26 protein-coding genes are annotated in these 26,268 nt (G+C 47.4%); 6 read left to right on the top strand and 20 right to left on the bottom strand.

From position 1 onward, the window contains the following. Positions 1 to 42 precede the first annotated feature (42 nt). From Q0380_RS09535 to Q0380_RS09510, 6 genes are all read right to left on the bottom strand, one after another. A complete protein-coding gene (locus tag Q0380_RS09535) occupies positions 43 to 1,326 on the bottom strand; it encodes a tRNA (uridine(54)-C5)-methyltransferase TrmA (RefSeq protein WP_298963097.1) in 1,284 nt (427 codons plus the stop codon). Beyond that, complete coding sequence (locus Q0380_RS09530) at positions 1,323 to 3,023, bottom strand: Na+/H+ antiporter NhaC family protein (RefSeq protein WP_298963095.1); 1,701 nt, start codon at positions 3,021 to 3,023, stop codon at positions 1,323 to 1,325. Before Q0380_RS09530 ends, Q0380_RS09535 begins: the two co-directional genes overlap by 4 nt. Positions 3,024 to 3,502: 479 nt before the next feature. Beyond that, on the bottom strand, positions 3,503 to 3,718 hold the full coding sequence (locus Q0380_RS09525) for a hypothetical protein (RefSeq protein ID WP_298963093.1): 216 nt from the start codon (positions 3,716 to 3,718) through the stop codon (positions 3,503 to 3,505). Then, positions 3,708 to 4,958, bottom strand: coding sequence for an ankyrin repeat domain-containing protein (locus Q0380_RS09520; protein ID WP_298963091.1), 1,251 nt, complete (start codon positions 4,956 to 4,958; stop codon positions 3,708 to 3,710). Before Q0380_RS09520 ends, Q0380_RS09525 begins: the two co-directional genes overlap by 11 nt. Before the next feature lie 460 nt (positions 4,959 to 5,418). Then, positions 5,419 to 7,596 (bottom strand): cation-translocating P-type ATPase, encoded by a 2,178-nt coding sequence (locus tag Q0380_RS09515; protein WP_298963088.1) that lies wholly within the window; start codon positions 7,594 to 7,596, stop codon positions 5,419 to 5,421. A gap of 3 nt (positions 7,597 to 7,599) precedes the next feature. Then, positions 7,600 to 7,824, bottom strand: a complete 225-nt coding sequence (locus Q0380_RS09510; RefSeq protein WP_297921553.1) for a heavy-metal-associated domain-containing protein — start codon at positions 7,822 to 7,824, stop codon at positions 7,600 to 7,602. Positions 7,825 to 7,957: 133 nt separating this feature from the next. On the opposite strand from Q0380_RS09510, the gene Q0380_RS09505 reads away from it, so the two are divergent. Genes Q0380_RS09505 through acpS form a run of 3 tightly spaced genes read left to right on the top strand, consistent with a single transcriptional unit; the run spans position 7,958 to position 9,595 of the window. Continuing rightward, positions 7,958 to 8,692: a YebC/PmpR family DNA-binding transcriptional regulator gene (locus tag Q0380_RS09505; RefSeq protein WP_298963086.1), complete on the top strand. Its 735-nt coding sequence runs from the start codon at positions 7,958 to 7,960 to the stop codon at positions 8,690 to 8,692. Positions 8,693 to 8,700: 8 nt separating this feature from the next. Beyond that, positions 8,701 to 9,189 carry a peptidylprolyl isomerase gene (locus Q0380_RS09500; RefSeq protein WP_298963083.1) on the top strand — a complete coding sequence of 163 codons (489 nt, stop codon included), beginning with the start codon at positions 8,701 to 8,703 and terminating at the stop codon, positions 9,187 to 9,189. A gap of 34 nt (positions 9,190 to 9,223) precedes the next feature. Beyond that, positions 9,224 to 9,595: a holo-ACP synthase gene (gene acpS / locus Q0380_RS09495; protein ID WP_298963081.1), complete on the top strand. Its 372-nt coding sequence runs from the start codon at positions 9,224 to 9,226 to the stop codon at positions 9,593 to 9,595. 1,149 nt (positions 9,596 to 10,744) lie between these two features. Here acpS and Q0380_RS09490 read toward each other — a convergent pair. After that, the gene (locus tag Q0380_RS09490; RefSeq protein WP_298963079.1) at positions 10,745 to 12,088 is read right to left on the bottom strand and encodes a class II 3-deoxy-7-phosphoheptulonate synthase; all 1,344 of its coding nucleotides are present in this window, start codon (positions 12,086 to 12,088) and stop codon (positions 10,745 to 10,747) included. A 104-nt stretch (positions 12,089 to 12,192) separates the two neighbouring features. On the opposite strand from Q0380_RS09490, the gene rarD reads away from it, so the two are divergent. Both rarD and Q0380_RS09480 read left to right on the top strand, forming a co-directional pair. Continuing rightward, positions 12,193 to 13,065 carry an EamA family transporter RarD gene (gene rarD, locus Q0380_RS09485; RefSeq protein WP_298963077.1) on the top strand — a complete coding sequence of 291 codons (873 nt, stop codon included), beginning with the start codon at positions 12,193 to 12,195 and terminating at the stop codon, positions 13,063 to 13,065. Beyond that, positions 13,058 to 13,468 (top strand): hypothetical protein, encoded by a 411-nt coding sequence (locus tag Q0380_RS09480; protein ID WP_298963075.1) that lies wholly within the window; start codon positions 13,058 to 13,060, stop codon positions 13,466 to 13,468. Before rarD ends, Q0380_RS09480 begins: the two co-directional genes overlap by 8 nt. Before the next feature lie 269 nt (positions 13,469 to 13,737). On the opposite strand, the gene Q0380_RS09475 is transcribed toward Q0380_RS09480, so the two are convergent. From Q0380_RS09475 to lgt, 8 genes are all read right to left on the bottom strand, one after another. Next, positions 13,738 to 14,667 (bottom strand): hypothetical protein, encoded by a 930-nt coding sequence (locus tag Q0380_RS09475; protein WP_298963073.1) that lies wholly within the window; start codon positions 14,665 to 14,667, stop codon positions 13,738 to 13,740. Between the two features lie 32 nt (positions 14,668 to 14,699). Then, positions 14,700 to 15,257 carry a hypothetical protein gene (locus Q0380_RS09470; RefSeq protein WP_298963071.1) on the bottom strand — a complete coding sequence of 186 codons (558 nt, stop codon included), beginning with the start codon at positions 15,255 to 15,257 and terminating at the stop codon, positions 14,700 to 14,702. Between the two features lie 317 nt (positions 15,258 to 15,574). Next, positions 15,575 to 16,522, bottom strand: a complete 948-nt coding sequence (locus tag Q0380_RS09465) for a hypothetical protein (protein ID WP_298963066.1) — start codon at positions 16,520 to 16,522, stop codon at positions 15,575 to 15,577. Between the two features lie 177 nt (positions 16,523 to 16,699). After that, a complete protein-coding gene (locus Q0380_RS09460) occupies positions 16,700 to 17,437 on the bottom strand; it encodes a hypothetical protein (RefSeq protein WP_298963064.1) in 738 nt (245 codons plus the stop codon). A gap of 315 nt (positions 17,438 to 17,752) precedes the next feature. Further along, positions 17,753 to 18,490 carry a fumarate reductase iron-sulfur subunit gene (locus Q0380_RS09455; RefSeq protein WP_298963061.1) on the bottom strand — a complete coding sequence of 246 codons (738 nt, stop codon included), beginning with the start codon at positions 18,488 to 18,490 and terminating at the stop codon, positions 17,753 to 17,755. Further along, positions 18,483 to 20,501, bottom strand: a complete 2,019-nt coding sequence (locus Q0380_RS09450) for a fumarate reductase flavoprotein subunit (RefSeq protein ID WP_297943375.1) — start codon at positions 20,499 to 20,501, stop codon at positions 18,483 to 18,485. Before Q0380_RS09450 ends, Q0380_RS09455 begins: the two co-directional genes overlap by 8 nt. A 10-nt stretch (positions 20,502 to 20,511) precedes the next feature. Further along, complete coding sequence (locus Q0380_RS09445; protein WP_298963059.1) at positions 20,512 to 21,195, bottom strand: fumarate reductase cytochrome b subunit; 684 nt, start codon at positions 21,193 to 21,195, stop codon at positions 20,512 to 20,514. A gap of 93 nt (positions 21,196 to 21,288) precedes the next feature. After that, a complete protein-coding gene (gene lgt / locus Q0380_RS09440) occupies positions 21,289 to 22,107 on the bottom strand; it encodes a prolipoprotein diacylglyceryl transferase (RefSeq protein WP_291936189.1) in 819 nt (272 codons plus the stop codon). Between the two features lie 91 nt (positions 22,108 to 22,198). On the opposite strand from lgt, the gene Q0380_RS09435 reads away from it, so the two are divergent. Then, a complete protein-coding gene (locus Q0380_RS09435; protein WP_298963055.1) occupies positions 22,199 to 22,339 on the top strand; it encodes a hypothetical protein in 141 nt (46 codons plus the stop codon). Between the two features lie 377 nt (positions 22,340 to 22,716). Here Q0380_RS09435 and Q0380_RS09430 read toward each other — a convergent pair whose 3' ends face one another. Genes Q0380_RS09430 through Q0380_RS10540 form a run of 5 tightly spaced genes read right to left on the bottom strand, consistent with a single transcriptional unit; the run spans position 22,717 to position 26,245 of the window. Continuing rightward, positions 22,717 to 23,256, bottom strand: coding sequence for a hypothetical protein (locus Q0380_RS09430; RefSeq protein WP_298963052.1), 540 nt, complete (start codon positions 23,254 to 23,256; stop codon positions 22,717 to 22,719). 19 nt (positions 23,257 to 23,275) lie between these two features. Continuing rightward, a complete protein-coding gene (locus Q0380_RS09425) occupies positions 23,276 to 24,433 on the bottom strand; it encodes a DNA polymerase IV (RefSeq protein WP_298963050.1) in 1,158 nt (385 codons plus the stop codon). Next, a complete protein-coding gene (locus Q0380_RS09420) occupies positions 24,430 to 25,431 on the bottom strand; it encodes a bifunctional 3,4-dihydroxy-2-butanone 4-phosphate synthase/GTP cyclohydrolase II (protein WP_298963047.1) in 1,002 nt (333 codons plus the stop codon). Before Q0380_RS09420 ends, Q0380_RS09425 begins: the two co-directional genes overlap by 4 nt. Positions 25,432 to 25,447: 16 nt before the next feature. Continuing rightward, positions 25,448 to 26,170: a WG repeat-containing protein gene (locus tag Q0380_RS09415; protein WP_298963045.1), complete on the bottom strand. Its 723-nt coding sequence runs from the start codon at positions 26,168 to 26,170 to the stop codon at positions 25,448 to 25,450. Further along, positions 26,171 to 26,245 (bottom strand): WG repeat-containing protein, encoded by a 75-nt coding sequence (locus Q0380_RS10540; protein ID WP_366806698.1) that lies wholly within the window; start codon positions 26,243 to 26,245, stop codon positions 26,171 to 26,173. It lies immediately after the preceding gene. Positions 26,246 to 26,268: the final 23 nt, after the last annotated feature.

The raw sequence follows: 26,268 nt of genomic DNA, 5'->3' as shown, positions 1-26,268 counted from the left end.
CCCGCGCGCAGCATAAATCCGCGGCTTCGGTTTTAAGCTCGCCTAGCTCCTGCGCCGCAGCAGCACGCCGCATTCGATATGCGCCGTATGCGCGAACTGATCGAAGATCGCAAACCTGCGCACCTCGTGCGTAGTGCAAAGCGAGCGTAAATTTTTAAAAAGCGTCTGCGGATTACAGGAGATGTAGATCAAATTTTGAAAATTTTTTATGAAATCAATCACGCTAGGCTCCAGCCCCGCGCGCGGCGGATCGATCAAGACGTGCGAAAAATCGTAGCTGAAAATATCGATCCCCTTTAGCCGCTCAAACTCGCGCCTGCGCGCAAACGCGCTCATCAGCTCATCCGCGCTAAGGCGGACGAATTGCGCGTTGCAAACGCCGTTGAGCTCGCAGTTTATGCGGGCGTTAGCAATCGAGCTTTTTGAAATTTCGCTCGCCAGCACGCGGTTAAATTTAGCCGCAAGCGGGATGGTAAAGTTGCCGTGTCCGCAGTACAGCTCCAGCAGATCGCGCGCGCCGGAGCTTTCTGGGCGCACGGCATGTTTTTCGCAGCTCGAATTTTGCGCGACGGAATTTTTTTTAGCCAAATTTTGCGCGGCGGAATTCCCCGCTATGGAATTTTTTTCAACGGAATTTTGTGCGGCAAAATTTTGTGCGCTGCACCTCTCGCTCGCGCCGTCTTTGCCGAAGTCTACGCAGCTTCTCGCCCAGGCGATCATCTTTTCGTTCACGCCGCGGTTTGGCTGGATGAAAGCGTTTTCACCGAAGCGAAATTTATAAACTCGCCCGTCCACGCAAAGCTCGTCCGTGAGGCTTAGCTCGCCGCTTAGCAGCTTCTGTCCGCGCGCGCGAGCCATAACCCTGATACCAAGCTTGCCCGCCAGCTCGCAAATCGCCCCCTGCTCGCGCTCGCCCAGGCGCTTATGATAAAGCAGCGTCGCCAAAATCCCGCTGGCGCACGAGATAAACTCAACGCCAAAGAGCCTCTCTTTTAAAGCTTCGCTCCGCCTAAGCGCCTCTAGCAGCTGCGGCATTAAATTTGCGATAGGAAGCGCTACCTTTGGGCATTCGTTAATTAAAATTTTCTTACTCTGTGAGCCGCCCATCGTGTAGGCAAGATCAGATGCGCTATGCCAAATATCGTGCCAGATGCCAAATTCCGCCCTGATGCGGTAATTTTGAGGGCTTGAGGCAAAAAACTCAAACTCGCCGTCAAAAAATTCTCTGAACTTATCGCTTATCAGACGCTTTTTATATAAAATTTGATCCTCATAGGGCTCACCGAGCGTACAGCTGCCGCAACTACCGAAGCTTTCGCAATTCATACATCCACTCTTTTACCCACCACGCGCAGTAAAAGAATGATAGCCGCGATACCCAAGATCAGGCAGGCCCACACGCTAAGCCCAAAGCCCGCAGGCAGGTAGCCGCAAATGATACTGATGCCGCAAACGACCAGCGCATAAGTCATCTGCGTGCTTACGTGCTCGATGTGATCGCAGCCTGCGCCCATCGAAGAAAGGATCGTCGTATCAGAAATCGGCGAGCAGTGATCGCCGAAGATCGCTCCGGTAAGCACCGCGCTTACGTTTACGCACATAAAAACATGAAATTCCTCGCCGCTAAGGCCATATTTTTGCCCCACGGCGTGAGCAAGAGGCACGGCTAAAGGTGTGACGATGCCCATAGTACCGAAGCTTGTGCCCGTTGAAAAGGAGATAAACGAGCTGAGCACGAAGATCACGATCGCAAGCGCAAAGCGCGGCGTAGCGTCGCTTAGAAGCTCGACCAAATAGCGCGAAGTGCCTAGCTCTTTGATAACCGAGCTTAGCGACCACGCAAAAAGCAGGATTATGACGGTATTTAGCATACTTTTCCAGCCGCCAACCCAGACCTCGATCGCCTCTTTGACGCCGTAAATTTTTTGCGCGATGCCTAAAACGACGGCGATGATCGATGAAAAGAGCGCGGATTGAAACAGTACGACCGAAGCATCCGCCGCACTAAATGCGGTGCGGATAGAAGTAAAGCTAAGAGGGGCTGCCTTGACCGCCTCCAAAGCCTCGCCCTCCAGCGAGCTGTAGCCGTTAAAGTAAAACCCGATGACGGAAAGGACAATCATCGCTCCTAGCGGGATTATCGCGTTTAGCTTGCGAAGCGCGACGCCCTCTTTGGGTACAAAAATTTGATCCTCTAAATTTTTGATCTTAAAATCCGCAGCGGAGCTCTTGCCGCCGCGAGATGCGATCTCTGCGCGATACATCGAGCCAAACTCCCTACTCATTACGGCAGTAGCGACTACGAAAAAGATCATGAAAATATTATAAAATCTATACGGGATCGTCTCTACAAAGACGGTAAAGGCGTTTATGTTTTCTATGCCGATCTGCGAGTAGGCCTCTTTGATCGCCGAAATTTCAACTCCGACCCACGTAGAGATCACCGCGATGCCGGTGATCGGCGCTGCGGTCGCGTCGATGATGAAGGCGAATTTTGCGCGCGAAATTTTAAATTTATCCATCAGAGGCCGCATTATCGGACCCACGATCAGCGCGTTTGCGTAATCGTCGAAAAATATCACGATACCCATCAGCCAGGTGTAAATTTGACCCAAAACGGGGGTGTCTGCGTGCTTGCTAAGCCAGAGCGCAAGCGCCTTCGTGCCGCCGCTTTTGGTCACTAAAGCGATGAGCCCGCCGATACACATGACCTGAAGCAAAATGCCCGCATTCCACGTATCCGCCATCGATTTTACTACGCGCGAGCACAGGTTCGTAAAGGCAAAAAGCGCCGAAGCCGCGATGCCGTGATCTACCATACCGACGAGAAAAGTCCCGCTTAGCACGCCCAAAAACAGCGACAAAATCACGTCCTTGGTGATAAAAGCAAGTACGATCGCCGCAACCGGCGGGATAAGCGTCAGCACTCCGTAAAGCTCGCTGTTTCGCACGGCGGGCTCCACGTCCGCAAGCGCTAGCGCGGGCAAAAAAATCGCCGTAAAGATAAGCAAATTTTTTAACATTTTAATCCTTGATGATTGATAAAATTTTAAAATTTAACCTCCGATCGGGGGTTAAATTTTAAAATTCTGCGCACCTTGCAGCAATTATTTGTATTGCGTACTTTCTTTTACGGCGATTATTGAGCGCCTTAATCGCGCAGTAAACTCTGCTATTTTGCTGCGTTTGCAATTTTGCGAACGCATTTTTAAGCAATTTATCGCGCAGAAAAATCTCTCCGGTGCAAAATACCGCGCGCGGCGTAATCAAAAGCATTTTATAAACGCGTATTAAATTCTATTTAACATAGCAAAAGCTTCAAATCAAGGTAAAATTCCACAATGATGCAACGCTTACTTTGTCGCAAAAGCGATAAATTTCTCGCGCAAAATTTGACGAAATCCCGCTCTTGATCGCAAACCAAAATCCATCAGCAAAAATTTTATCGCGCATAAACGCACAAATCGCCATTTCTCAAGCCTGCCTGCGCGTTTATAAAATTTCAGAGCATGCAACCTGCGCAAGCAAAGCGATAAAATTTTAAAGCGTTAAATTCTACCAACTCGCACTCGAAAAATCCGCTAAATCTATAGAATTTACAAAGCGGCAAAACTCTAAATTTAAAGCTCATAAGGCTTTTGCAAACCCAAAACGCCGCAAACCCAAAACGACGACGAAGCGGCGAGCGACCCTTTAAATCAAGCCCGCTAATTTTCACGCTCAGGTGCATCTTGCGGATCGCTCGTAAAATCATCGCTTACTTGCGTAGGACTTAATCCAAGCGAGCGCAAATAGCTCTGCGTAGCCGCTTCACCACCCGCAAGCGCGTAGTCTAGCGCATTTAGCCCCGCCTCGTCGGCCGCCTTTTCGTTTGCGCCCGATTTTACGAGCAATTCAACGATCTGCTTGGTACTTTTTTGCGCCGCAAACATCAGCAGTGTCTTACCCGCGCCCGAACGTTCACAGCCGTCGCTACGCTCGCCTAGCGACGCTAGAGCCTGAGCTTCAGCGCTGCCGATCTGGCGGACATTTACGCTAGCGTGCGAGTAGATTAGCAATTTTACGAGCTCATAATTTTTTGCCGCGGCGGCGAAAAATATCGGAGTTTGCCCAAGTGAGTTTTTATAGCTAACCAAGGCGCCTTTAGAGATCATAAATTTAGCGCTTTGAACGTTATTCATCGCGTAAAATAGCGAGTTTTCCTCGCCAGCATTCACCTGCGCACCTCGCTCGATCAAAGCACCGCTAAAACGCTCGTCATATCCTAGCAAAAGTGCCAGATCCAGGGCATTATCAAGCTCGTAAATCGCAAAATCCTTGCTAAAAAGTAGCGTACGAAACTCATCTGCGCCTACTCCGCCTTTTAGCGCCAGCTCAAGCTCACCGTAATCTCCCGCCTTGCGATCTTTTGCGGCGTATGCAATAAATTCCGCTATCACGGCGCTTGCCAGCTCATCAGCGTCGTTTTTGTTGAATTTAGCGGCGAAATAATCTCTTAACGCCTCCCTGGCTACCGGGATCTCGCCCATAAAATTGCCATAAGCGATGAAATTTCCAATCTTGCGCTCGGAGTAAAATTCTAAGGCTTCAAGCGATTTTTCGCTAATTTGTGCGTAGTTTTTCTCTTTAGCATAGCTTAAAAATCCCTCTCCGTCCATCCCCGCAAACGCCAAGGTTCGCTCAAGCCTTTTTTCGTTCAGCAAGGCTTCATTACCGACGCAATCGATATTTTCGTCCCTGATCTCAGAAGACGCGCTTTTTAAATTTTGCAAAAATTCTGCGCCAGCTAGCGAGCCTTTACAGCCAAAATCGCTTTGCAGCAGCTCTTCGTCCGCAGGCTCTTTGCTAAAAAAGCCGCGCGGATCGCTTAGCATCTGCTCGCAAGAAGCGCCAAAAAGCGTGCCGCAAAAAACAAACGAACCCATTAGAATTTTTCGCATCGCTACCTCGAATTGCATTTGAAGCGTTATTTTACCTTTAAATTTATTTATTAAAACTTAGTGCGGGCGGTGGAATTTTATGGAATTCCTTTCAACCTTATAAAATTTTGCAGAATTTTTAAAATTTTACGGCGCGGCGGCGAACGGCGTTAAATAATGGCAGTTAGAGGCGCAGCGACGAGCGGCACTATATGAGAGCACAGCGAACCGCGACGTTAAAATTTTAAATTTACGCACGAGCTAGCGGTAAAATAAAATTTTGCAAGCTGTACAAATCTAGCGGAATTCCGCGCTAGGTTTATCATGAAATAAAATTTTTCAAGTGGAGCCCGTTCCGTGGAATTCTACGCGCATTATAGCGAGATAGAATTTGCGAGGTAGAATTCCTTGCAGAATGAAAGAATTTTACGCGCTCTGCGCGGAGTAGAATTAAAATTTCGCCGCGCAAAATTCCGCGCCTAGCGCAAAATCCGTCGCGTTAAAATTTAGCGAATTTCAATCTGATGGAATTTAGCACGACCGTTACGGAGCTAAAGCACATCGCCGCGGCGCCGTACATCGGCTTTAGAAGCACGCCGAGCGCTGGATATAGCGCGCCTGCCGCGATCGGGATACATACGGCGTTGTAAAAGAGCGCCCAGAAGAGGTTTTGCTTGATCGTCCGCATGGCGGCACCGCCTAGGCGGAATAGATACAGCACGCTTTCAAGGTCGTTTTTTATAAAAATCACGTCGCCCGCACCCTTGGCTACGTCGCTGCCGCCGTTCATCGCGATGCCGATGCTAGCAGCTTTTAAGCTCGGCGCGTCATTGACGCCATCGCCCACGAAAAGCACCCGCTTGCCTTCGTCCGTCAGGGATTTGATGAACTCATATTTGCCGCTTGGAAGCACTCCGCTTTTTACCTCGTCGATGCCGAGGTTGCGAGCGACGAAATTTGCCGTTTTGGCGTTATCGCCCGTTAGCATAACGGTTTTTACGCCGCTTTTTTGCAGCGCCTGTACGACGCCGCGCGCTTCGGTTCTGATCTCGTCGCTAAATGCGATAAAGCCCGCATATGAGCCGCCTATCGCGCAGTAAACGACGCCGAAGCCCTTGTCTAAAAGCTCCTCCGCTTCTACTTCGACGCCCGCATCCACGCCGCGCTCGCGCAGAAAGCCTGCACTGCCGCAAAGGATTTCGCCGGTGGGATTTTTCGCGACGATCCCCTTGCCCGCGATGCTTTCGAACTCGCCGTTAAATTTAGAAATTTCGCCGAATTTCAGCTCGGCAAATTTCACGATCGCCTTTGAGATCGGATGCTCGCTAAGCTTTTGCGCACTTGCTAAAGCGTAGAGATCCTGGGCGCTCAGATCGCTGAAGCTTACCGAAATTTCGCCCTTGCTAAGCGTGCCGGTTTTATCGAAAACCGCAACGTCCGCGTCCTTTAAAATTTCTAAAATTTCGGGATTTTTGATTAAAATTCCAGCCTTTGCGGCGTTTGAGATCGCGCAAACGATCGCAATCGGCGTCGCAAGACCTAGCGCGCACGGGCAGGAGATGATAAGCACGCAGATAGCGGCGGATGCGGCGTATGAGAGTCGCCCGTCAAGCGCCATCCACGCTATAAAGCTGACAAGCGCGATCATAATCACCGCGGGCACGAAGATATTTGAAATTTTATCGGCAAAGCGCGCGATCGGCATCTTTTTGTTGCCCGCCTCGTTTAGCAGATTTTTAATCTCGGCAAGCAGCGTCTGATGCGGGAATTTCGTCACCTTCACGTAGATGACACCATCAGTGCTGACGCAGCCCGCATTGACCTCATCGCCTACGCTTTTATAAACCGCCAAGCTCTCGCCGCTGATGAGCGAAGCATCGATCTGCGCGCCGCCCTCGACGATAAGCCCGTCGCAAGGGATGCGCGAGCCGTTTTTTACTAGCACTTTATCGCCCGGCTTTAGCGCTTCTGCGCGCACTTCGGCTATCGTACCGTCATCTTTGATCAAAAGTGCGGTTTTAGGGCTTAGATCGATTAGCCCCTTGATGTAGTCGTTCGCCTTCATCTTGCTGCGCTCTTCTAGGTATTTGCCGAGCGAAATAAAGGCGATTATCATCGAGGCGGACGAGAAATAAAGATTGGTAAATTCGTTCTGTGCGCCGTGCGTATAGACCCACGCCGCGGCCGTTAGCGAATAGGCAAACGCGAAAAAGCTTCCCATCGCCACGAGTACATTCATATCGAAGCTTCTGTTTTTCAGAGAGCCGTAAGCGTGATAAAAGAAGTTCTTGCCGCAGTAAAATAGGCTCACGCACGCCATTGCCGCGCAAAGCAGCGCCTTTGGAACGAAGCTCAAAAACCCGCTCATCTCCACAGCCATTACCGCCGCGGCCAAAATGAGAGCTAGGATTAGCCTAAATAGCGCCGCTTTGAGATTGCTCCGCTTTTTGCGCTCCAAATCCTCGTAATCCACGGCGATGTCGTAGCCTAGCTTTTTGATCTTGGCTTTTAGCGTCTCCTCTACGGCGGGGTCATCTAGTACGAACTCGCCGCTACCGTTTGCGAAATTTACGTGCGCTTCCTTCACCCCCTCGATCTTGCGGCTTGACCGCTCGATCGCATTGGAGCAGTTTACGCAGCTCATCCCGACGATATTTAGAGTGATTTTGCTTGGCATCCGTTAGTTTTCGCAGGCTAGCTTTTCTGCGACGCTAAAGCCCAAATCGTCCATCTCCTCTTTAAATTTAGCCTCGTCGCGCGGATCTAAGCTTAAACTCACCACTCCGCTTGCCACGTCCACCTCGATCTCGCCGAAATCGTCCTTAAGCGCGTTTTTGATCGTCCTCGCGCAGTTTTCGCAGTGTATATTTTGCGCCTTAAATTTTACGCTTTGTTTCAAAGCCATGAGCCTCTCCTTTGGATTAAAATTTCAAAACTTATACTACTTTTTAATAAATTTTATTTCAACGCCCGCTCCTGAAATTTAAGAGTTTTTCGTTATAATCACCCGTTTTTAAATTTAAGCTTTAAGGAATTTTATGGGACGAGCTTTTGAATACAGACGCGCTTCAAAAGAAGCTAGATGGGGGAAGATGAGCAAACTTTTCCCAAAACTGGGCAAGGCCATAACGATGGCTGCGAAAGAGGGCGGCGAAGATCCGCTGATGAACTCTAAACTGCGCGCCGCGATCGCCACGGCAAAGGCGCAAAATATGCCCAAAGACAACATTGACGCGGCTATCAAGCGCGCAAGCGGCAAAGATAGCGCCGATATCAAAACGATCTTTTACGACGGCAAGGCCCCCCACGGCGCGCTTTTAATAATCGAATGCGCCACCGACAACCCGACCCGCACCGTCGCGAACGTAAAGTCGATTTTAAACAAAGCTAAGGGCGAGTTTTTGCCGAGCGGCAGTTTGAAATTTATGTTTTCGCACAAGGCCATTTTTGAAACCAAGCTGCCGAGCCGCGACATTGAGGAGCTGGAGCTTGAGCTCATCGACTTCGGTCTTAGCGAGCTTGAGATCAACGAGTTTGAAAACGACAAAGGTGAGCTCGAACAGACGCTTCTAATCTACGGCGAATACGAAAGCTTCGGCACTCTAAACGAGGGGATCGAAAAGATAGGGCTTGAGATCATCAGCGCAAGCTTAAAATTCGTCGCTAACGAAAAGCACGAATTTAGCGAGGAGCAGCTTAGCGACATAGACGCGCTGCTCGAGCGGCTAGAGGATGACGACGACGTGCAGGCAGTTTACACCAACATCGCATAGGAGAAAAAATGGAAAGCTTAAAAATTTACGACATCGACGCGGCGGCTTTGGCGCGCGATAAATACGCCGTTATCAAAACCGAAAAGGGCGATATGAAGCTGGAGCTTTTCGCAGATGAAGCCCCGCAGGCGGTTACGAATTTCGCCAGCCTCGCGCGCAGCGGGTTTTACAAGGGGCTAAATTTTCACCGCGTAATTCCAAATTTCGTAATCCAAGGCGGCTGCCCGCGCGGCACCGGCACGGGAGGCCCGGGCTGGCGCATAAAGTGCGAATGCGACCGCCAAAAGCACAAGCACGTGCGCGGTGCGCTATCGATGGCGCACGCGGGGCGCGATACGGGCGGAAGCCAGTTTTTCGTCTGCCACAGCGCGCAGCCGCACCTAGACGGCGTGCATACGGTCTTCGGGCAAATCGTGGATCAGCCTAGCCTAGCGGTTTTGGACGCGATCAGACAGGGCGATAAGATCATCGACGTCGAGATTAAAGAGAGGCTATAATCGTGATTAAATTTAAACCGCGGGGCGCCAGACCGTGATAAAGATCGGCACGGACATAACCGCGGTGCGCAGGATCTCGGCGCTGCGCGCAAAATACGGCGCGAAATTTCTAAAGCGCATTTTGAAAAAATCCGAGCGCTCCTCGGCGCTGCGCGACGAAAGTATAGCGGGCGTCTATGCCGCCAAAGAGGCGCTTAGTAAGGCGCTAGGCACCGGCATCGGCGCGGAATTCGGCTTTAAAGACGCCAAAATTTACAAAGACGCCCTAGGCGCGCCGCACCTAAAAATACGTAAAAAAATCCGTAAAAAATTTCATATCAAATCCGCAAGCCTTAGCATTACGCACGATGTAAACGTCGCAATCGCCGTAGTCGCATTAAAACTTAATAAGCCGCGCTCAAAGTAACGAAGCGAAGCAGCACACGGCAGCAAGAACTCCGCGTAAATTCTGCATAAATTTTGCACGACGAAATTTATGGGGTTAGGTGCAGATTATGTAGAGTAGTATTTCGCGGCGCAGTACACGATGCGGCAGCAAACTTTGCCTTCTAAATTTTATATTTGCCGACTTAAAATTCTACATTCATGGATGAAATTTTAGAGCACAAAATTTACCGCAACGAAATTTTGAAATTTCACCGCGCCGCAGAATTTTGCTTTAATTTAAGACTTGGAATTTTATAGCGGCGAGGCGGCATAAACTCAAAAGGTAAAATTTCGACCCGAAATTTAACGACAGAAGCATAGATTTTCTATTAAAATTTCACGACGAAATCGTGCTCTGAAATTTTAAACGGATGCAAAGTCTGTTCCGCCTAATCTATCGCATCATTAAGGATTAAGCGAAAGTTCATGAGCCGACCGAACATACACTGCCGCGGCGGCGTGTGTTTATCGCACCCGTCTCAAGCAAGGGCTTCTGCGCCGTATCTATGCCGAATAAATACCGCGGATAACGCAGCCGCGATCTTCACACTATGTGCAAAAAGACGAGGGGATTGTGTCGATGCATTTACTGTTTAGTCTGCCGCTAGCTTAAGCGTGCACAGATAGGCGGCACACGCAGCAGCGAGCGATTAAAATTTACACGGCGAAATTCACAAATGAAATTCCGCGGGCTGCAAATTTAGCGCTAAATTTTTAAAATTTCACGGTAGCACAAATTTTAAAATTACATACAGAGCGTATTTAAAATTTTAAACCGCGAGCTCACAGGACCAAATTTAGTCGCCGAGAAGTTTGCAAGTCTGTGCAAAAAGAAATTTTATCGCAGCGCGACACCGCAAAATTTTAAATTGCTCGTATTTGGGCGGCGGGCTTACGCGGCTTACGTTTTCGCGCGAGGTATAAATTTTCAATCGTCTATATTTTAGCCGCCTTAAGACTGCGCCCAAAGCCGCTCTATATTTAGAGCCGCGTAAATTTAAATCGTTAGCGCCAAGCTACGATTAAATTTCAAGCGCAAAGCGCAGTCACGGCGCGAACTTACGTAAAATATCCCAAACTACGATTAAATTCTAAGCCGCGACCAAATTCCCACGCAATAAAAGGCGGACTAATCCGCCTTTTTTAAATTATCGGCGAGCAAAAACGCAAGCTCCAGCGCCTGATCTGCGTTTAGGCGCGGATCACACTGCGTTTCGTAGCGCTGTTTTAGCGTCTCTTGCGTTACGTTAAACGAGCCGCCCGTGCACTCTGTGACGTTTTGACCGGTCATCTCAAGGTGAATGCCGCCCGCGTGCGTGCCCTCCGCAGCGTGGATCTCAAAAAAGCTCTGAACCTCGCTTAAAATTTTAGAAAACTCGCGCGTTTTATAGCCGTTGGCGGTCTTGACGGTATTACCGTGCATCGGATCGATGCTGTATAGGATCGCCCTGCCCTCGCGCTTTAGCTCGCGTAAAATTTTCGGCAGCCGCGCGCCGATCTTATCCGCGCCCATGCGAATGATGACGTTTAGCCTACCTGCTTCGTTTTGCGGATTGAGCTTGTCGCAAAGGCGCAAAATTTCATCCGCGGTGCCGCTCGGGCCGATCTTGACGCCGAGAGGGTTTTTGATACCGCTTAAAAAATGCACGTGCGCATCGTCCGCGCCGCGCGTGCGCTCGCCGATCCAAAGCATGTGCGCCGAGCAATCGTACCAATCGCCGCTGGTGCTGTCGATGCGCGTCAGGCACTCCTCGTAGTGCAGCAGCAGCGCCTCGTGCGAGGTGTAAAGCACCGTCTCGGCAAGGCTCGGAGAGTTCGCAGCGCTCAGTCCGCACGCCTCCATAAATTTAAGCGTGCGCGAAATTTCATCGCTCAGCTCGTTAAATTTAGCCTCCAGCTCGCCCTTTTTCAAAAAGCCCAAATTCCACTTATGCACCTCGTGCAGGTTCGCAAGACCGCCGCGAGAAAAGGCGCGCAGCAAATTCAGCGTCGAAGCGCTTTGATGATACGCCTCGATCATGCGCACAGGATCCGGCTTGCGCGCCGCTTCGTTAAACTCAAAGCCGTTGATTATGTCGCCACGGTAGCTAGGCAAACTTATGCCGCCCGCCTCCTCAAAGTCGCTGCTGCGCGGCTTTGCGAACTGCCCTGCGATGCGACCCACTTTAACGACGGGGCAACTCGCCGCAAAAGTAAGAATGATCGCCATCTGAAGCATTACCTTAAACATATCGCGGATATTATTCGCGCTAAAATCATTAAAGCTCTCCGCGCAATCGCCGCCTTGAAGCAGAAACGACTTGCCCTCGCTGGCGCGCGCAAGCTCAGCCTTTAGGTTGCGAACCTCGCCCGCAAATATCAGCGGCGGCAGTTTGTAAAGGCGATCTTTAGCGGCCTGCACCGCACTTTCATCCTGATAAATCGGCTGCTGTAAAATTTTATAATCTTTCCACGACGTCCTACTCCAGCTCATAGCCCCTCCTAGGTTTTGTAAAATTTCGCGATTATACCCAAATAAGCTTTTATTAACCCAAAAAATCTTAAAATAGCGCCTTTAGGCAATTTGGAAGGAATTTTATGGAAGAAAACCGCGCTAAAGGGCTAATGCTTGCTCTCGCTACCTTTGTTATGTGGGGCGTTTTTCCGATATTTTTCAAGCTCATAAAGGACGTGGATGCGGTGCAAATTTTAGCGCATCGCGTCGTTTGGTCCTTCCTGCTGCTGCTCGTTTTTCTCTGCTTTGCGCACCGCTTAAAAAATGTCGTGCGACTTCTTAGCACTCCCCAAATCGCTCTCACGCTGCTTTGTACGGGACTACTTATCAGCACGAACTGGGGCATTTATATCTACGCGGTAAATTCCGATCAAATTTTAGCCACCAGCCTCGGATATTTTATAAATCCACTATTTTCGGTGCTTTTGGGCGCTTTGTTTCTGCGCGAGCGACTAAGCGCGGCGGCGAAATTTTCCCTACTGCTAGCCTTTGCAGCGATCGGCGTGCAAATTTACGCGCTGGGTAGGCTGCCGATAATCTCGCTCGTGCTGCCGCTTAGCTTTGCATTTTACGGCCTCATTCGCAAGAAGGTAAAAGTGCCTAGCTTTGAGGGGCTGTTTTGCGAGACGACGCTGATGCTGCTGCCTGCGCTTGCGTTTCTGATCTACTGCGCGCTGAAAGGAAGCGGCGCCTTCGGCTTTAACGTAAGCAGCGCGCTGCTGTTTGCAAGCGGGCTGATTACGATTTTGCCGCTGCTTACCTTCGCCGTAAGCACGCAGTATCTGCCGCTATCCACGATCGGCTTTATGCAGTACATCAGCCCTAGCATGAGCATGCTGATCGCGGTATTTATCTACGGCGAGGAGCTTGAGACTTATAAAATTTTGAGCTTTTCGCTAATTTGGTTCGGGCTCGCGGTCGTGGGCTTGGACGGCTTAAGGAGAAAAAATGGCTAATTTCGCTTTGATGTTCGCAGTCGCCCTTGCGGTGGGCGCGCTCGTGTATTTTCAGGTCCAAAAAGCTTCCGTGCGCGCAGACGCCGCAGATCCCGAGCTTAGCTCGCAAAGGTATATGAAATTTTGCGATATTTTGGAGGACAAACTGCGAGATTTAAAGCGGCTAGAGCTGCACGACGAAAGCGCTCGCGAGAGCTATCTAGACGAACTTGAGGCTCTTAGCAAGGAGTTAGTTTATATCAAAACGATGCATCAAAGCAACCTAAACCCCGCCGTGTGGGAAGGCAAGCTATTTGAGTTTCTAAATAAAACGGACGCTCTTATCGAAAAATACGCCGCGGACGCAGAGCGCTCGCTGCAAGACTGGCGCAAGCAGCTGGAGATGGAATTTAAGAATTTGTAGTGCGAAATTTTAAGCGGCGAATTTCGCGGGTGTCTATATCGGTAGAATTTTAACGCCTAAATTTATATAATTTAACGCGCCGCAACTCTCGGAATTTTTAAAATTTACATACGTGCCGGATTTTGCAAACCGCTTGCGTCATAGTGACAAAATTCCATGCGTTTTACAAAGCAAAACGACGCAAATTTTAAATCGGCGTAATTTATATAATTTTGCAAGATACACAGCAACCGCGAAGCCGATAATCGCGTCTGTAAATTTTATAGAATTTACTCATGAGCAGACGCGGTATCTGCAGTCTTGGATCCCGCTCGCTCTAGCTGCTTAGACGCATCGCGCCTTAAAATTTTATCATACTCCTCCACCTCTATCACCTTGCCCTCATACTCTATTTTAAGACCAAATTCCAAGCCTTTTAAGTGCGAATATCTAAAAAATTTATCCAGATCAAAGCCGCTCGCGCCATTAAGCTCATCGCCGCAGAGCGCGGAATAGCGCTTTATAAGCGTATCGTAGATACCAAGTAGCGCTGTATTTGGCGTTACCGAGCCGCATCTATTAAGATCGGGCAGCGAACCTCTGTTAAACCCGATTGCACCCTTTTCCCAATCCTTCAAGCGCCCCCTCATAATATACCTAACTATATCATAATTAAAGCTATCCAACCAGCTCCAAACCAAAATAATCTCATCGTAACAATAATCATCCATATGCTCTAGGTATATTTTCTTATACTTCCTCAACGTATCCAAATCCTTACGGCAGTCATCGTATTTTTTTCGAATACGCTCATCGCCCGGAAGCCCTGCTAAATCGTATTTAAGCAGCAAATTTAGCATACTTGCGTCATATCGCTGCGGTAGCATCTGATATATGGAGCAGTTCGGCTGTCGCTCATCTTTGCGGTGTTTGAGCGTAAAAGCAATACAATTATCGTCCGTCCAAGCGGTAATCTCAGGTCTTACGCCGCTGCTAAGCATAAGCTCCGTCATCTGCAAAAATCCACCCGCCACGGCGTAATAGAGCGGATCGGATACTGCGCTAATACCCTCGCTTTTAGGCGTTTCGTAATATTCCCTTACCTGCGCATCGCTAGTATCGGCGACCAAATAGGAATCGCGGTATCCCGGGGTTACAAGCCACGGACGAACATATTTAACGCTAGAAAAGCTAGCTCCGTGCTTGAGTAGAACTTCCACGGCGGCGGTAGAGTTATTTTCGATAGCATAGCTTAACGCCGAATGAGAAAATCCTCCGCGCGGTTAATATCCGCTCCGTGATAGATCAGCTCCTCGGTGGTGTTTGCATCGTTGTAAAAGCTAGAATACATTATCGCCGTTATGCCAAAATGCAGCGGATCGCCCGCAGTGATACGCTGCTCTCGCATAAATGTTAAAATACGAGCAGTGTCCTTGGAGCGCAAAAGCTTGCAGAAATACTCCATTCGCTCATCGCCATACACTACGCACTCGTCCAAATCTAACTCGGCGCCCAGCCTTTCGTGCCAGTACCTCGCTCGTGCAGCGCGATCCTCATCCGTTAGCGGCCGATTGGAGGAGTTGCCGGAGGTCGCGACGCGGCTCGCCGTGGAATTTTGCGCGGGTCTAGTTTCGGATCTGTCCATAAATGCACCGCCTACAATCAAGAAAAATACGCCCGCCGAAACAACCAAACACGCTATGATGAGCTTGGATTTTATCTCTTTTAAAGCAACCTCCGCAAATAAAATGGCAAATACTACCGAGTGTGAACTTAGCCGAATATAAACGGGCGGAATTTCACAAGGCAATTTCGCTCGGGCGAAATTCGCAGGGCGAGATTTAAGAGAGTTTAGGCGCAAAATTTTGCTTTCGAAATTTTACCGATAGAATTCCGCGCAGAAATGCCGCAGGTGCAAAAATTTTACTGACGAAATTTATCCCAGCGGCATGCGGTTAGAATTTCAACAAGCGCTTCTGCGCATAAAATTTAGCGCTAAATTTACGCTGTATTTGCACTCGGTATCGCTACGAAATTTAGTGGCGGCTATCATAAAATATTGAAATTGTAGTTTTAAATTTACCGCCCCTTCGCATATCCTCCTAGATAAAAACCGTATAGTCCTTTTTAATATAGTCTATTTATATTTTTCTGTAGAAAATACTCTCTAACTTCGTCGTAAATTTCACTGCTATACAAATAAATCAAATAGTAGTGTGCCGATACGACAACGGAATAATATAAATATCCGCCATGCCACGGCTCATCTACTTTTATAAATGGAAAAATTTTAAATCCTTTTATGCCTTTATTTATGCAAAAATACACGACGAATTTTATAAATATATTCGCCACATACATACAAAGCAAAAATACAAAGAAAAAACCTAACGAGCCGACACAAAATATAACCAACACGATAAAAGATGGGGTTCTAAAATTTTGCGTGGAAAAGTTTTTGCATAATTTATCCTTTTCCACCTTGCACTGCCTTTTAACGACCCCTTTATCTAAAAATTCTATATATTGATCGGTAAATCTTATTTCGCGTTTATTGCGTATCGCGGTAAAGATATATGTAATAACGGCGATTAGTAATATCATTATACAGGCTTCTAAATAATCGTCTACATATATATGCCCAAAATCTACAATATCCCAAATAAAAGATAGTAGAAGACCTGATACCTGAAGAAATACAAGAAGATGGGCATAAACAAAAAACTTTTCATAATTTTTGATTATTATCGGATCTTTGTCGTAATCTCTAGCGTTAGAATTTTTAAATAAAGTAGTATTGTCTGGATCTAAATTTTGAAATTTTCTATCGCGCTTTGCGTTTAAATTTAGATCGTCTGAATTTTTATCATTAGAATTTAAAACTTTAGAATTTGTATTGTTTAAATCTGAGGCATTGAAATTTGAAGCATTTGAATTTGAGGTATCGGATTCTGAAGTATCAAAATTTAAGGCATCAGAATTTTGAGCACTAAAATCTTCCTGCGAGCCTTGCTCTAAATTTTGATGTCGTTCGTTTAGAATTTTCTTTAGCTCTTCGAGTCTTGCTTCGTTCATCCTTATCCCTCACTAGTGATTTCGAAAGTTTGCCTATTGTGCCTTTTGTAGCTTAAGTGGATATTAAATTTACGAAACATAACTTCAATTATATTACAAAATAGCAGAGCACTATCTTTAAATTTTACAAATTATTTTTCTGCGCGATCAAGCTCAATTTGTGCATTTAATTCTCTCTTATCCATGTTTAAACTCCTTTTGAAATATCATAAATTCTTTTCTAACATTATCTATATTAATACTCTTATGTAATAAAAAGTATCTCTTTAATTCCGAATAATCTTTATTAGAATTTATAAAAATATTTATTATGATGCCATCTTTAGAATATATCGCCAAACGATCATATATTTTGTTTGCTTCCAAGCCGCCAATTACAGTACAAATTAAATTCTTTGGAAGAATGAATATTGTGGCCAACAATATAAATACAACTATAAAGTCTTTAAAAACAAATAAGATCATTGTTATTATAGTAGCAAATATACAGAAATAGAAGAGTTCTTTTGAAATTGGAAAATATTCTGGTGTAGAAGTCCTAGTATCCATATTTTTAGATATCTTAATAATTTCATCTAGATTTATTCGGAAGATTTTTATTCCTTCGACTTCTACCGAAATAAATTTTTCGTTAAAAATTATAAAGCGCCTATTAAATGGTTTATCACGCTCAATAATTCTAATAAATGGAATAATAGTGCAAAAAATAATGAAAAAATAAGAATCTTCTGATTCGGAAAATTTTTCAATACCAAAATTAGACAATATTCCTGTTTGAGAAAGTATTATGATCAATATTAATATACAAAATTGGCAAAAACCTATTAAGGCACTAAAATCCTTTATTATTAACTCTTTTTTACAATGGGCATTTATATTTATATTGGAATTTCTATCATTAAAATTTCTAGACAATTTTTTAGTTCCAGATTCCGTTTATTTGAATTGGGCATTTTAAGCTTTCAAGATTAAAACTATTTCCAGAGCTCTGCTCCACATTTTGACGCCGTTCGTTTAGAATTTTCTTTAGCTCTTCGAGCCTTGCTGCATTAATCCTTATCCCTCGCTAGCGATCTTAAGCGATTTTGTATTTTACTTCTCTGTCGCTTGGGATAGTATTAAATTTAAAGCTACTTCACTTGCCTGACCCAAGCATTTTGGAATTTGTCTATCGAGGTAAAATTTATAAAATTGGAAGATAAATTTAAGCGGGAAAAACCCGCTTAAATTTTATTTGCCGCAGCCGCATTTGCCCTGAGCGGCAAGCTTGCGGCGAACATATGCGATTTTGCTTTGAAGCGGAAGGTGCTTAGGGCAGTTGTCCTCGCAGCCTAGCAGCGTCATACAGCCGAATACTCCGTCATCATCGCCGATTAGCTCGTAAAAATACTCATCGGTTCGCTTATCCAGCGCATCGATCTGAAAACGCGCTATACGGTTGATACCAACGGCGCCGATGAAATCCTTTCGCATTATAGCGGTGCCGCAGCTCGCCACGCAGATGCCGCACTCGATGCAGCGATCCAGCTCGAAAACCTCTTGCGCGACCTCCGGCTCGACCTTCTCCTCAAGCTTAGAGATGTCGGTCTCGTGATCGGTGTGGATCCAGCTCTCTACGCGTTTGCTCATCGCGTTCATCCAGTTGCCCGTATCGACGCTGAGGTCTTTTAGCAGCTTGAAAACCGGAAGCGGCATAAGCTCGATCACGCCATCCGGATAGTCCTTGGTAAGCGTGCGGCACGCAAGCTGCGGCTTGCCGTTTACGAGCATACCGCAGCTACCGCAGATACCCGCGCGACAAACGAAGTCGAAGCTTAGCTCGGGATCAAATTTTTCACGAATCACGTTAAGCGCGATAAATAGCGTCATTCCGTCGGTCTCTTCAAGCTCGTAAGTAGCGAAGTGCGGCTTTGAAATTTTGCTTAGCGGATTATACTTAAATGCCTTTATTGTTATTTTTCTACTCATATCCTATACCTGCTCTTTCGTTAGGTGCTTTATATTTTGGCTGCAATTCATAATGCATCAATGCCTCTTGAATTTCATATCTGCCTTTGCCCTCGGCTTGCATTTTCTCGCGAATTTCATCGACCTCTTTTTGGCGCACGGCGCTGTCGGGGTGCTCGATGATATTGCCTTTGGCGCCGTATCCGCGGAACGCAGGCGGCATCTCCATCTTCATAATATCAAGCGGCTCGTAGCTTAGAGTAGGCATCGTATCGCCCTCCTTCCAGCTCGCAAGCGTTCGTTTTAGCCAGTTTAGATCGTCGCGTTTCGGATAATCCTCGCGGAAGTGCGCGCCGCGGCTTTCTGTGCGATCAAGCGCACCCTTGGCGATACAAAGCGCGAGTTTTAGCATCTTCGGTACGCGATAAGCCTCCTCGAGCTCCGGGTTTCCGAAAAGCTCTTTATTGCTTACTTTGACGTCCAAAGATTGCTTATAAAGCTCCTCGAGCTCTTTTACGGCTTTGGCTAACCCCTCGCCGGTACGGAAGATCGCGCAGTGCTCCCACATCACGTCTTTCATCTTGTTTTTGATCTCGAATACGTTAAATTTACCCTCTTTTTCAAGCAGGCTTTTCATGTAGTTTTGCTCTTTATCTACGAATTTTTGTATATCGTGCGTATTGATATCGACGTCGTGTCCTTGGCAATACTCCGCAAAATACTCGCCCACGATCATTCCTGCGACGACGGTTTCGGCGACGGAATTTCCGCCCAAGCGGTTAAAGCCGTGCATATCCCAGCACGCAGCCTCGCCGGCGCTGAATAGTCCCGCCAAAGTCGGACTCTCGCCCGTAGCTTTTGTTTTGATACCGCCCATCGAGTAGTGCTGCATAGGAAGGATCGGAGCCCAGCCCTTGCCGCGCTTCCTGCCCTGCTCGTCGGTTATTACCTCGGTGTCGGCAGGATCGATGCCGTTGAAAATTTCGCAAATTTCTTGCACGTCGCGTAAATTTTTCTCGATATGCTCGCGTCCGAGGATCGATATGTCAAGCCAAACGTGCTCACCGTAAGGGCTCTTTACCCCCTTACCTGCGCGGATATGCTCCATTATGCGGCGACTTACGACGTCGCGGCTAGCAAGTTCCTTTTTCTCGGGCTCATAATCCGGCATAAAGCGGTAGCCGTCCACATCGCGCAAAATTCCGCCGTCGCCGCGGCAGCCTTCGGTAAGTAAAATTCCGCTCGGAACGATAGGGGTTGGGTGAAACTGCACCGCTTCCATATTTCCAAGCTGCGCGACCCCCGTCTCAAGCGCGATAGCAGCACCTATACCCTCGCAAACGACGGCGTTTGTGGTGTGCTTATATACTCTGCCGTAGCCGCCGGTAGCGATCAGCGTGCCCTTTGAGACGTATGCGATCAGCTCGCCGGTAACCAAATCACGCACGATTGCGCCGTAGCAGCGATTATTTGCGTGAATTAGCGCGATCGCTTCTTTCCTATCATGAATATCGACGTTATGCTTTAGCGCTTCATTTGCAACGGCAAAAAGCATAGTATGTCCCGTAGCATCGGCGGTATAGCAGGTTCGCCATTTTTTCGTGCCGCCGAAGTCGCGACTGTGGATAAGTCCGTGAACCTCATCTTTTTCGGTGATCGTGGTTTTTTGAGCGTTGATAATAGCGCTTCGCTCGCCTCTAGTAATCCTGGTCCAAGGAACGCCCCAGCCCGCAAGTTCGCGAATAGCCTTAGGCGCCGTTTGTGCAAACATCCTAGCGACATCTTGATCGCAGCCCCAGTCGCTTCCTTTTACGGTATCGGCAAAGTGCACGTCCTCGTTGTCGCCCTCGCTCATTTTGGAATTTCCCAGAGACGCCTGCATGCCGCCTTGAGCTGCCGCAGAGTGCGAGCGCTTAACGGGGATCAGGCTCAAAACGATGGTGCTAAGCCCCTTCTCTCCGGTAGCGATCGCAGCTCTTAAGCCCGCCAAACCGCCGCCAATAACTAAAGAATCGCAATATATTACATTCATCCTAAGCTCCCTATTCTAAACTTAACCATTTGAAATCGGCGATTATCGAAAGCAAGAAAAATGCACCCCAAACGATAAAAACCGCCTTTTTAATGAAGGCTCTTTTCCTTTGAATTTCCGCCTTCGTGCCGTCTATGCTGATCCATTTCATATATAATCTATAAATTCCGATGCTAGCGTGAGTTACTACGAAAATCAATAAAACAAAATAAAATAGATGAAGCTGTCCGAAGCGAGCGATAGCAAGATCTGCAGTAATTTTCGAACCAAATACGATCATTAAAATATGAGCCGCCGCAAAGAAAAATAGGAAAAATCCCGTCCAAAACTGAAACCACCAAAGCGTCGTGTCGCAATGCTTCATTCGCATTTTGTGCGCTTTAAACGCTCTGTAAGCGGCGTAGTTAGCCGGAAATTTTCTCATCGCCAAAAATGCGTGAATCACGAAAATCACAAAAATTACAAAAGCGACGATGTTTGTGACGAAATAAATTCCGCCCGGTTCGGCGAAATGTACGACGCCCTCAAACGCGCCCTTACCGATCAAAATCGTGCCGGTAAATATCATATGACACAGCATAAAACAGGCCAAAATCAGCCCGCTGATGCTTTGCGCCACATCTTGCAAAGCCATAATGCGGCTTTTTTTGCCGTCTATGGATCTGCCCGTAAAGCCTTCAATGCGACCTAGCATAGGTTCTCCTTGAAAAGATGATTATAAATCCCCGCTAAACGAAAATTTACACTTTTGTAAAGAGATTATATTACTTTTTAACTTTAGATTAATTTAATTTCTGCAAATTAGTTTTTTCTTCAAAGACTGCTTTAAGAAAACTGCTATCAAAAACATCACTAAAGATAAAATTTGCCCCATTGATAAATTTAAAAATATAAAACCGAGCCCATCATCCGGCTGCCTAAAAAATTCTACGAAAAATCTAAACGCCGTATATAGCATCGCATACAGACATATCAGCTCGCCGTTAAATTTCTTAAATTTACGGTAGAAAAATAAAATCACGAAAATTACCAGTCCTTCCAAAACTGCTTCGTAAAGCTGGCTTGGATGACGCAATGTACCGCCCACCAAGATCCCCCATGGCTCGGTCGTTTCGCGCCCGAAAAGCTCCTGATTTAAAAAATTCCCCACGCGCCCGAAAAAATATCCAAGCGGCACGCTAAGTGCCACGAGATCGAGCAGCGCCCACATATCGGTTTTAAATTTTTTGCAAAACCAAACCGTCGCGATCACGAATCCGACGACCGCGCCGTGATAGCTCATACCGCGAATGCCCACGAACTCGCCGTTATGAAATGGGTTAAAAATTTGCCACGGATGGCTGAAATACCACGCCGCCTCGCCCGAATAAATCGCGATGTATCCAAGCCGCGCGCCCAAAATGACGCCCACTTCGACCCAGATAAAGTAGCGATCTAGCATCTTATCGCTGAAGTCAAGACCGTCTTTTCGCACGAAATACTTGGCGATAAATAGCGCCGTAAGCAGCGCCAAAACATACATAATGCCGTACCAGTGCACGTTTATGCCAAACGCGCTAAATGCTACGGGATCAAAGTGAGCGTAAATTTCGTTCCAGTAATTCAAATTTTTCCTTTGTTTTAAATTTTAAAATTTAACGGCGCGCATCAGACGCTGCGTGACGCACGCTCAGTAAAAAACGCAGGGCGGCGCATACGTGAGCGCAGAAGCCAGGCTTCCAAGCTCGATCGCAGACACAAAGCACTTAAGCCACAGATGTCTAACGAAAGCGTCGAACAATGCGCAGGGCGCCTCACGTAAAATTCCAAATGACTATGTCAGACGACATACGAAGTGACACGCAAAGTGGCGCGACGCGGACAAAGCACGCAGCACCCTAATGCAGGCGGCGCGAAATGAGAGCGCCGGACGCCGAGCAAAACTCGCAGTGCGCGCAAAACAAACGTCGAACGGCACATGCGCAAAATACCGAATGCCGCGCAGAATTCAAAACGACGCGCGATACGACAAACGCCGACGCACAAAACAGCAAAGCAGCCACTTTATATCCGCGCAGATAAAATTCGCCCGTCTTGCTTAGCTTATCGCGCCCGCAGGAGCTGTACCGGCTACAGCGCAAGTAATTCCGAAAGCAAGCTTTAAGCCTATCTCTACATAGCGCTTTTCTGTGCCGAGCGCGCAAAAACACAGAGCGCACGTTCTAAATTTTAAATTTTAAATTCCAAGCCCCAGCGTCTCTTTCACCACGCGGCAAAAATCCGCCAAAAACCACCCGAGCGCCTTGTAGTAGCTGCTTTTGGCATTTATCTGCAAGTGCGTAGCAAGCGCGGAAAAGCTAGGAATGATAAATTGCGCCAGATATAGCGTCAAAATTTTATGCGATTTCGCGTCCGTGTTTTGCTTAAAAATCATGGCAAGCAGCGCTAACATATTGGCTGCGTGAGCGCTTTTAAGCTCCGCAAAAGGCTTTTTGAAGCGGCATTTTTCATAAAACAGCTCCACTTCGCTTTCGCTTATGAGCTTGAAAAAATCCATCTCAAACGCCCCTTTTAGCGCCTCAAAATCGCGCCCTAGCACCGCGTAGTCCTCGCCCTGCACCTTTTGCCAAAGCTCATGGCCGTTTTTGTTCTCGATATTTTTATTTACGATGATCCAGTTTTTGCCCAAGCCGCGCAACTTCTGCTCATCTATCACGCCCCTGAAATTCGTCGCGAAGATTATGCAGATCACCGAGTATAGCTCGCCTAATTTCATCTTTTTCCTTTAAATTTAATCAAATTTCGCTCGCTTTTTTTAGCTTTTCGATGCCGAATTTTTCCCAAATCCTGCTTAAAGATCGATCTAAGCTCTGCTGCTTTTTATCGATCTCGCCAAAAAGTAGCGAGCTGCCCGATTTGCCGCTAAAATTTGAAAGATTTAGCGCTACGTGGATTATCTGCGCGCCTTTTTTCACGTCGCATAGCCTAAACAGCTCAAGCGCGGTCTCGCTCAGTAAATTTAAGCTAAACGCCCTATCCTGGCTGATCTGGTGCGAAAACTCCTCGCGCGATTTGTAGCGGATCTTTAGATCATACGTCGCGGGCTTTAGGTCTCTGGCAAGCACTTCGCCCGCCAAATGACGCGCCAAAATTAAAATTTTACGCCGCAGCTCGTCCCGATCGGCGCACGGCGCGAAGCTACGCCCAAAGCCGATGCTTTTGCGCTCGCGCTTTGAGACGACCTCGCCCTCATCCTCGCCGCTAAGGGCTGCGAAAATTTTCCTGCCGTTTGTACCCATCTTTTCAAAAATTTCTCTGTGCCCTAGCGCGTCGCCGAAGCTTACTATGCCGTATTTGCCGAGCGTTTTTTGCGCCGCTTTGCCGATGCCTGGGAATTTCGCTACCGGCACGGCGGATAGCTCGCGCGCAATTTGCGATTTTAAAATTTGCCGCACGCCGAAGGGCTTGGCAAGGCTCGTAGCGAGCTTTGCGATAAGTTTTGCTTCGCTAAGACCGACGCTGCACGGAAGGCTAAAGCGGCGCATAATTTCGCTTTGCAAAAATGCGGCAAAGCTCAGCGCGTCCGCGTCGTAGGGCGTGCCGCGTAAATTTAGAAAAAACTCGTCGATGCTAAATTTTTCGATCTCGGGCGTAAAGTTTAGTAAAAACTCATAAATTTCGCGTGAAATTTTGCGGTATTCGCCATGCTGCGCGCGCACCAAAATGAGCTGCGGGCAGAGTCCGAGCGCGATTTTAACGGGCTGCGCCGAGTGCACGCCGTCCGCTCTGGCCTCATAGCTCGCGCTTAAAATCACGCTTCCAAGCTCGCTCTTGCCGCCGAAAATCTCCTCGTCGCCGCCTCCGACGACTGCGATCTTTTTGCCCGCAAGCGCGGGGTCCGCAAGTCTCGCTACAGAAACGAAGAAGCTGTCCAAATCGATGTGAGCTATCAAACTATGTCGATCCCAAAACCGCTAAGCCCGGCGTAGTCTTTCGGCTCGCTCTTGCTTAAAATTTTGATTTTTCTAACGCCCAGATGCGCTAAAATTTGCGCTCCGATGCCGAAGCTCTTAAAATCGGCGCGATTTTGCGCGGATTTTAGCATCAAAAGCACGCCGCCCTCTTTGCGCAAAATGTCCAGATCGCGCATGAAATCGTTAAATTTCGTATCGCTTAAAAATTCCAGATCGCTTGAAATTTTATGAAATTTCACGTTCGTCTGCGCGCTCTTTCCCAGCTCACCGAAAATATAGGCGCGGTGCTCGTTGCCCTCGTGATCGCTCACGTAGTAAAATTTCGCCGCCTCGCCGCACAGCATAGCGCTTTTGGGCTCGCTAAATTTAACGAGAGTTTCGTGCTTTAGGCGATACTGCACGATCTGCGCGACCGAGATCATATTGATGCCGTGTTGCGCGCAGAATTTTTCCAGATCGTCCCTGCGCGCCATATCGCCGTCGTCTTTGACGATCTCGCAGATCACGGCGCTTTGCGAAAGCCCCGCCAAACGGCACAGATCCGTAGAGCCCTCGGTGTGCCCCGTGCGAGCGAGCACGCCGCCGCTTTTGGCGATGAGCGGGAAAATATGCCCCGGGCGGACGAAATCATCCGCGCGAGCGCCTACGCGCGACATCAGCTCGATCGTCATATTGCGCTCATACGCGCTTACGCCCGTCTTGGCGTCTTTCGCGTCGATCGTGACGGTAAAGGCGGTCTCGTGGCTCGAAGTGTTTTTATCAACCATCAAATTTAGATCTAGCTGCTGCGCAATCTGCGGGCTGAGCGCCACGCACAGCACTCCGCGAGCGTGCGTGATAGCAAAATTTACTTTTTCCGCGCTGCTAAATGTGCTCGCAAACACCAAATCGCCCTCGTTCTCGCGATCGACGTCATCGACCATAACGAGCATTTTGCCGTTTTTCAGATCCTCGATCGCCTGCTCTACGCTAACCATTATCTCTCCTTTAAATTTACGATATTATCTTGCCGTTTTTATCCACGATCGTTTCGCGACCGTCTAAAATAATCTTGATATAGTCGTCGCTTAAAACTTTCACAAGTTCTACTTCGTCGTAGAACGCTGGCTTTAAAATTTCATTTTCCAAATCATCTAGCAATCCCCATTTGCCGTCTTTTTTGACCTTAACATATCCTTTATAATATATGACTTGATCGTATATATCAGATATGGTATCGTCTAAGACCAATATATCATCATAAATACAAGAAACGATCTCTTTGCCAGTTTTGTCTATTAGACCCAATTTTCCATCTTTTTTGACCCAAGACAAACCTTTGCAAAAGCATGAAGCGCCATCATAAATACAAGGAATGACTTCTTTTCCTGTTTTGTCGATATAACCCCATCCCTCATCTCTTTTAACTAGAGCTAAGCCTTCTTGAAAATCTGAGAAGCCATAACAAGTACAAGAAATAACTTCTTTTCCTGTTTTGTCTATGAAGCCAAATTTCTTATCTTTTTTAACCCAGGCTAAGCCTTCTTTAAAATCACAAGCTCCATCATAAATACAAGAAATAACTTCCTTGCCGGTTTTGTCTATCAAGCCAAATTTCTCATCTTTTTTAACCCAGGCTAAGCCTTCGAAAAAGTATAAAGCGTCATCATCAATATAAGGAGCGATATATTTGCCAGTTTTATCCTTCAATTTCAATCCACCATATATTTCGACCACCTAATCTAAACCTTCACGGAAGCTCCAAATAATATCATAGATACAAGGGGCAACTTCTTTGCCAGCTTGGTCTATAATACCCCATTTTCCATCTTTTT

It is taken from the genome of uncultured Campylobacter sp. (assembly GCF_937959485.1).
In the GTDB taxonomy this organism is placed as follows: Bacteria; Campylobacterota; Campylobacteria; order Campylobacterales; family Campylobacteraceae; genus Campylobacter_B.
Note: the sequence above shows the minus strand (reverse complement) of the source record. Positions and strands in the feature narration are given on the sequence as shown.

Coding starts and splice junctions, on each gene's coding strand:
- Q0380_RS09430 (WP_298963052.1), bottom strand. CDS start 23,256: ATGAAATTAGGCGAGCTATACTCGGTGATCTGCATAATCTTCGCGACG.
- Q0380_RS09490 (WP_298963079.1), bottom strand. CDS start 12,088: ATGAGCTGGAGTAGGACGTCGTGGAAAGATTATAAAATTTTACAGCAG.
- Q0380_RS09455 (WP_298963061.1), bottom strand. CDS start 18,490: ATGAGTAGAAAAATAACAATAAAGGCATTTAAGTATAATCCGCTAAGC.
- Q0380_RS09535 (WP_298963097.1), bottom strand. CDS start 1,326: ATGAATTGCGAAAGCTTCGGTAGTTGCGGCAGCTGTACGCTCGGTGAG.
- Q0380_RS09520 (WP_298963091.1), bottom strand. CDS start 4,958: ATGCAATTCGAGGTAGCGATGCGAAAAATTCTAATGGGTTCGTTTGTT.
- Q0380_RS09530 (WP_298963095.1), bottom strand. CDS start 3,023: ATGTTAAAAAATTTGCTTATCTTTACGGCGATTTTTTTGCCCGCGCTA.
- Q0380_RS09450 (WP_297943375.1), bottom strand. CDS start 20,501: ATGAATGTAATATATTGCGATTCTTTAGTTATTGGCGGCGGTTTGGCG.
- rarD (WP_298963077.1), top strand. CDS start 12,193: ATGGAAGAAAACCGCGCTAAAGGGCTAATGCTTGCTCTCGCTACCTTT.
- Q0380_RS09420 (WP_298963047.1), bottom strand. CDS start 25,431: ATGGTTAGCGTAGAGCAGGCGATCGAGGATCTGAAAAACGGCAAAATG.
- Q0380_RS09515 (WP_298963088.1), bottom strand. CDS start 7,596: ATGCCAAGCAAAATCACTCTAAATATCGTCGGGATGAGCTGCGTAAAC.
- Q0380_RS09480 (WP_298963075.1), top strand. CDS start 13,058: ATGGCTAATTTCGCTTTGATGTTCGCAGTCGCCCTTGCGGTGGGCGCG.
- Q0380_RS09505 (WP_298963086.1), top strand. CDS start 7,958: ATGGGACGAGCTTTTGAATACAGACGCGCTTCAAAAGAAGCTAGATGG.
- Q0380_RS09465 (WP_298963066.1), bottom strand. CDS start 16,522: ATGAACGAAGCAAGACTCGAAGAGCTAAAGAAAATTCTAAACGAACGA.
- Q0380_RS09510 (WP_297921553.1), bottom strand. CDS start 7,824: ATGGCTTTGAAACAAAGCGTAAAATTTAAGGCGCAAAATATACACTGC.
- Q0380_RS09500 (WP_298963083.1), top strand. CDS start 8,701: ATGGAAAGCTTAAAAATTTACGACATCGACGCGGCGGCTTTGGCGCGC.
- Q0380_RS09445 (WP_298963059.1), bottom strand. CDS start 21,195: ATGCTAGGTCGCATTGAAGGCTTTACGGGCAGATCCATAGACGGCAAA.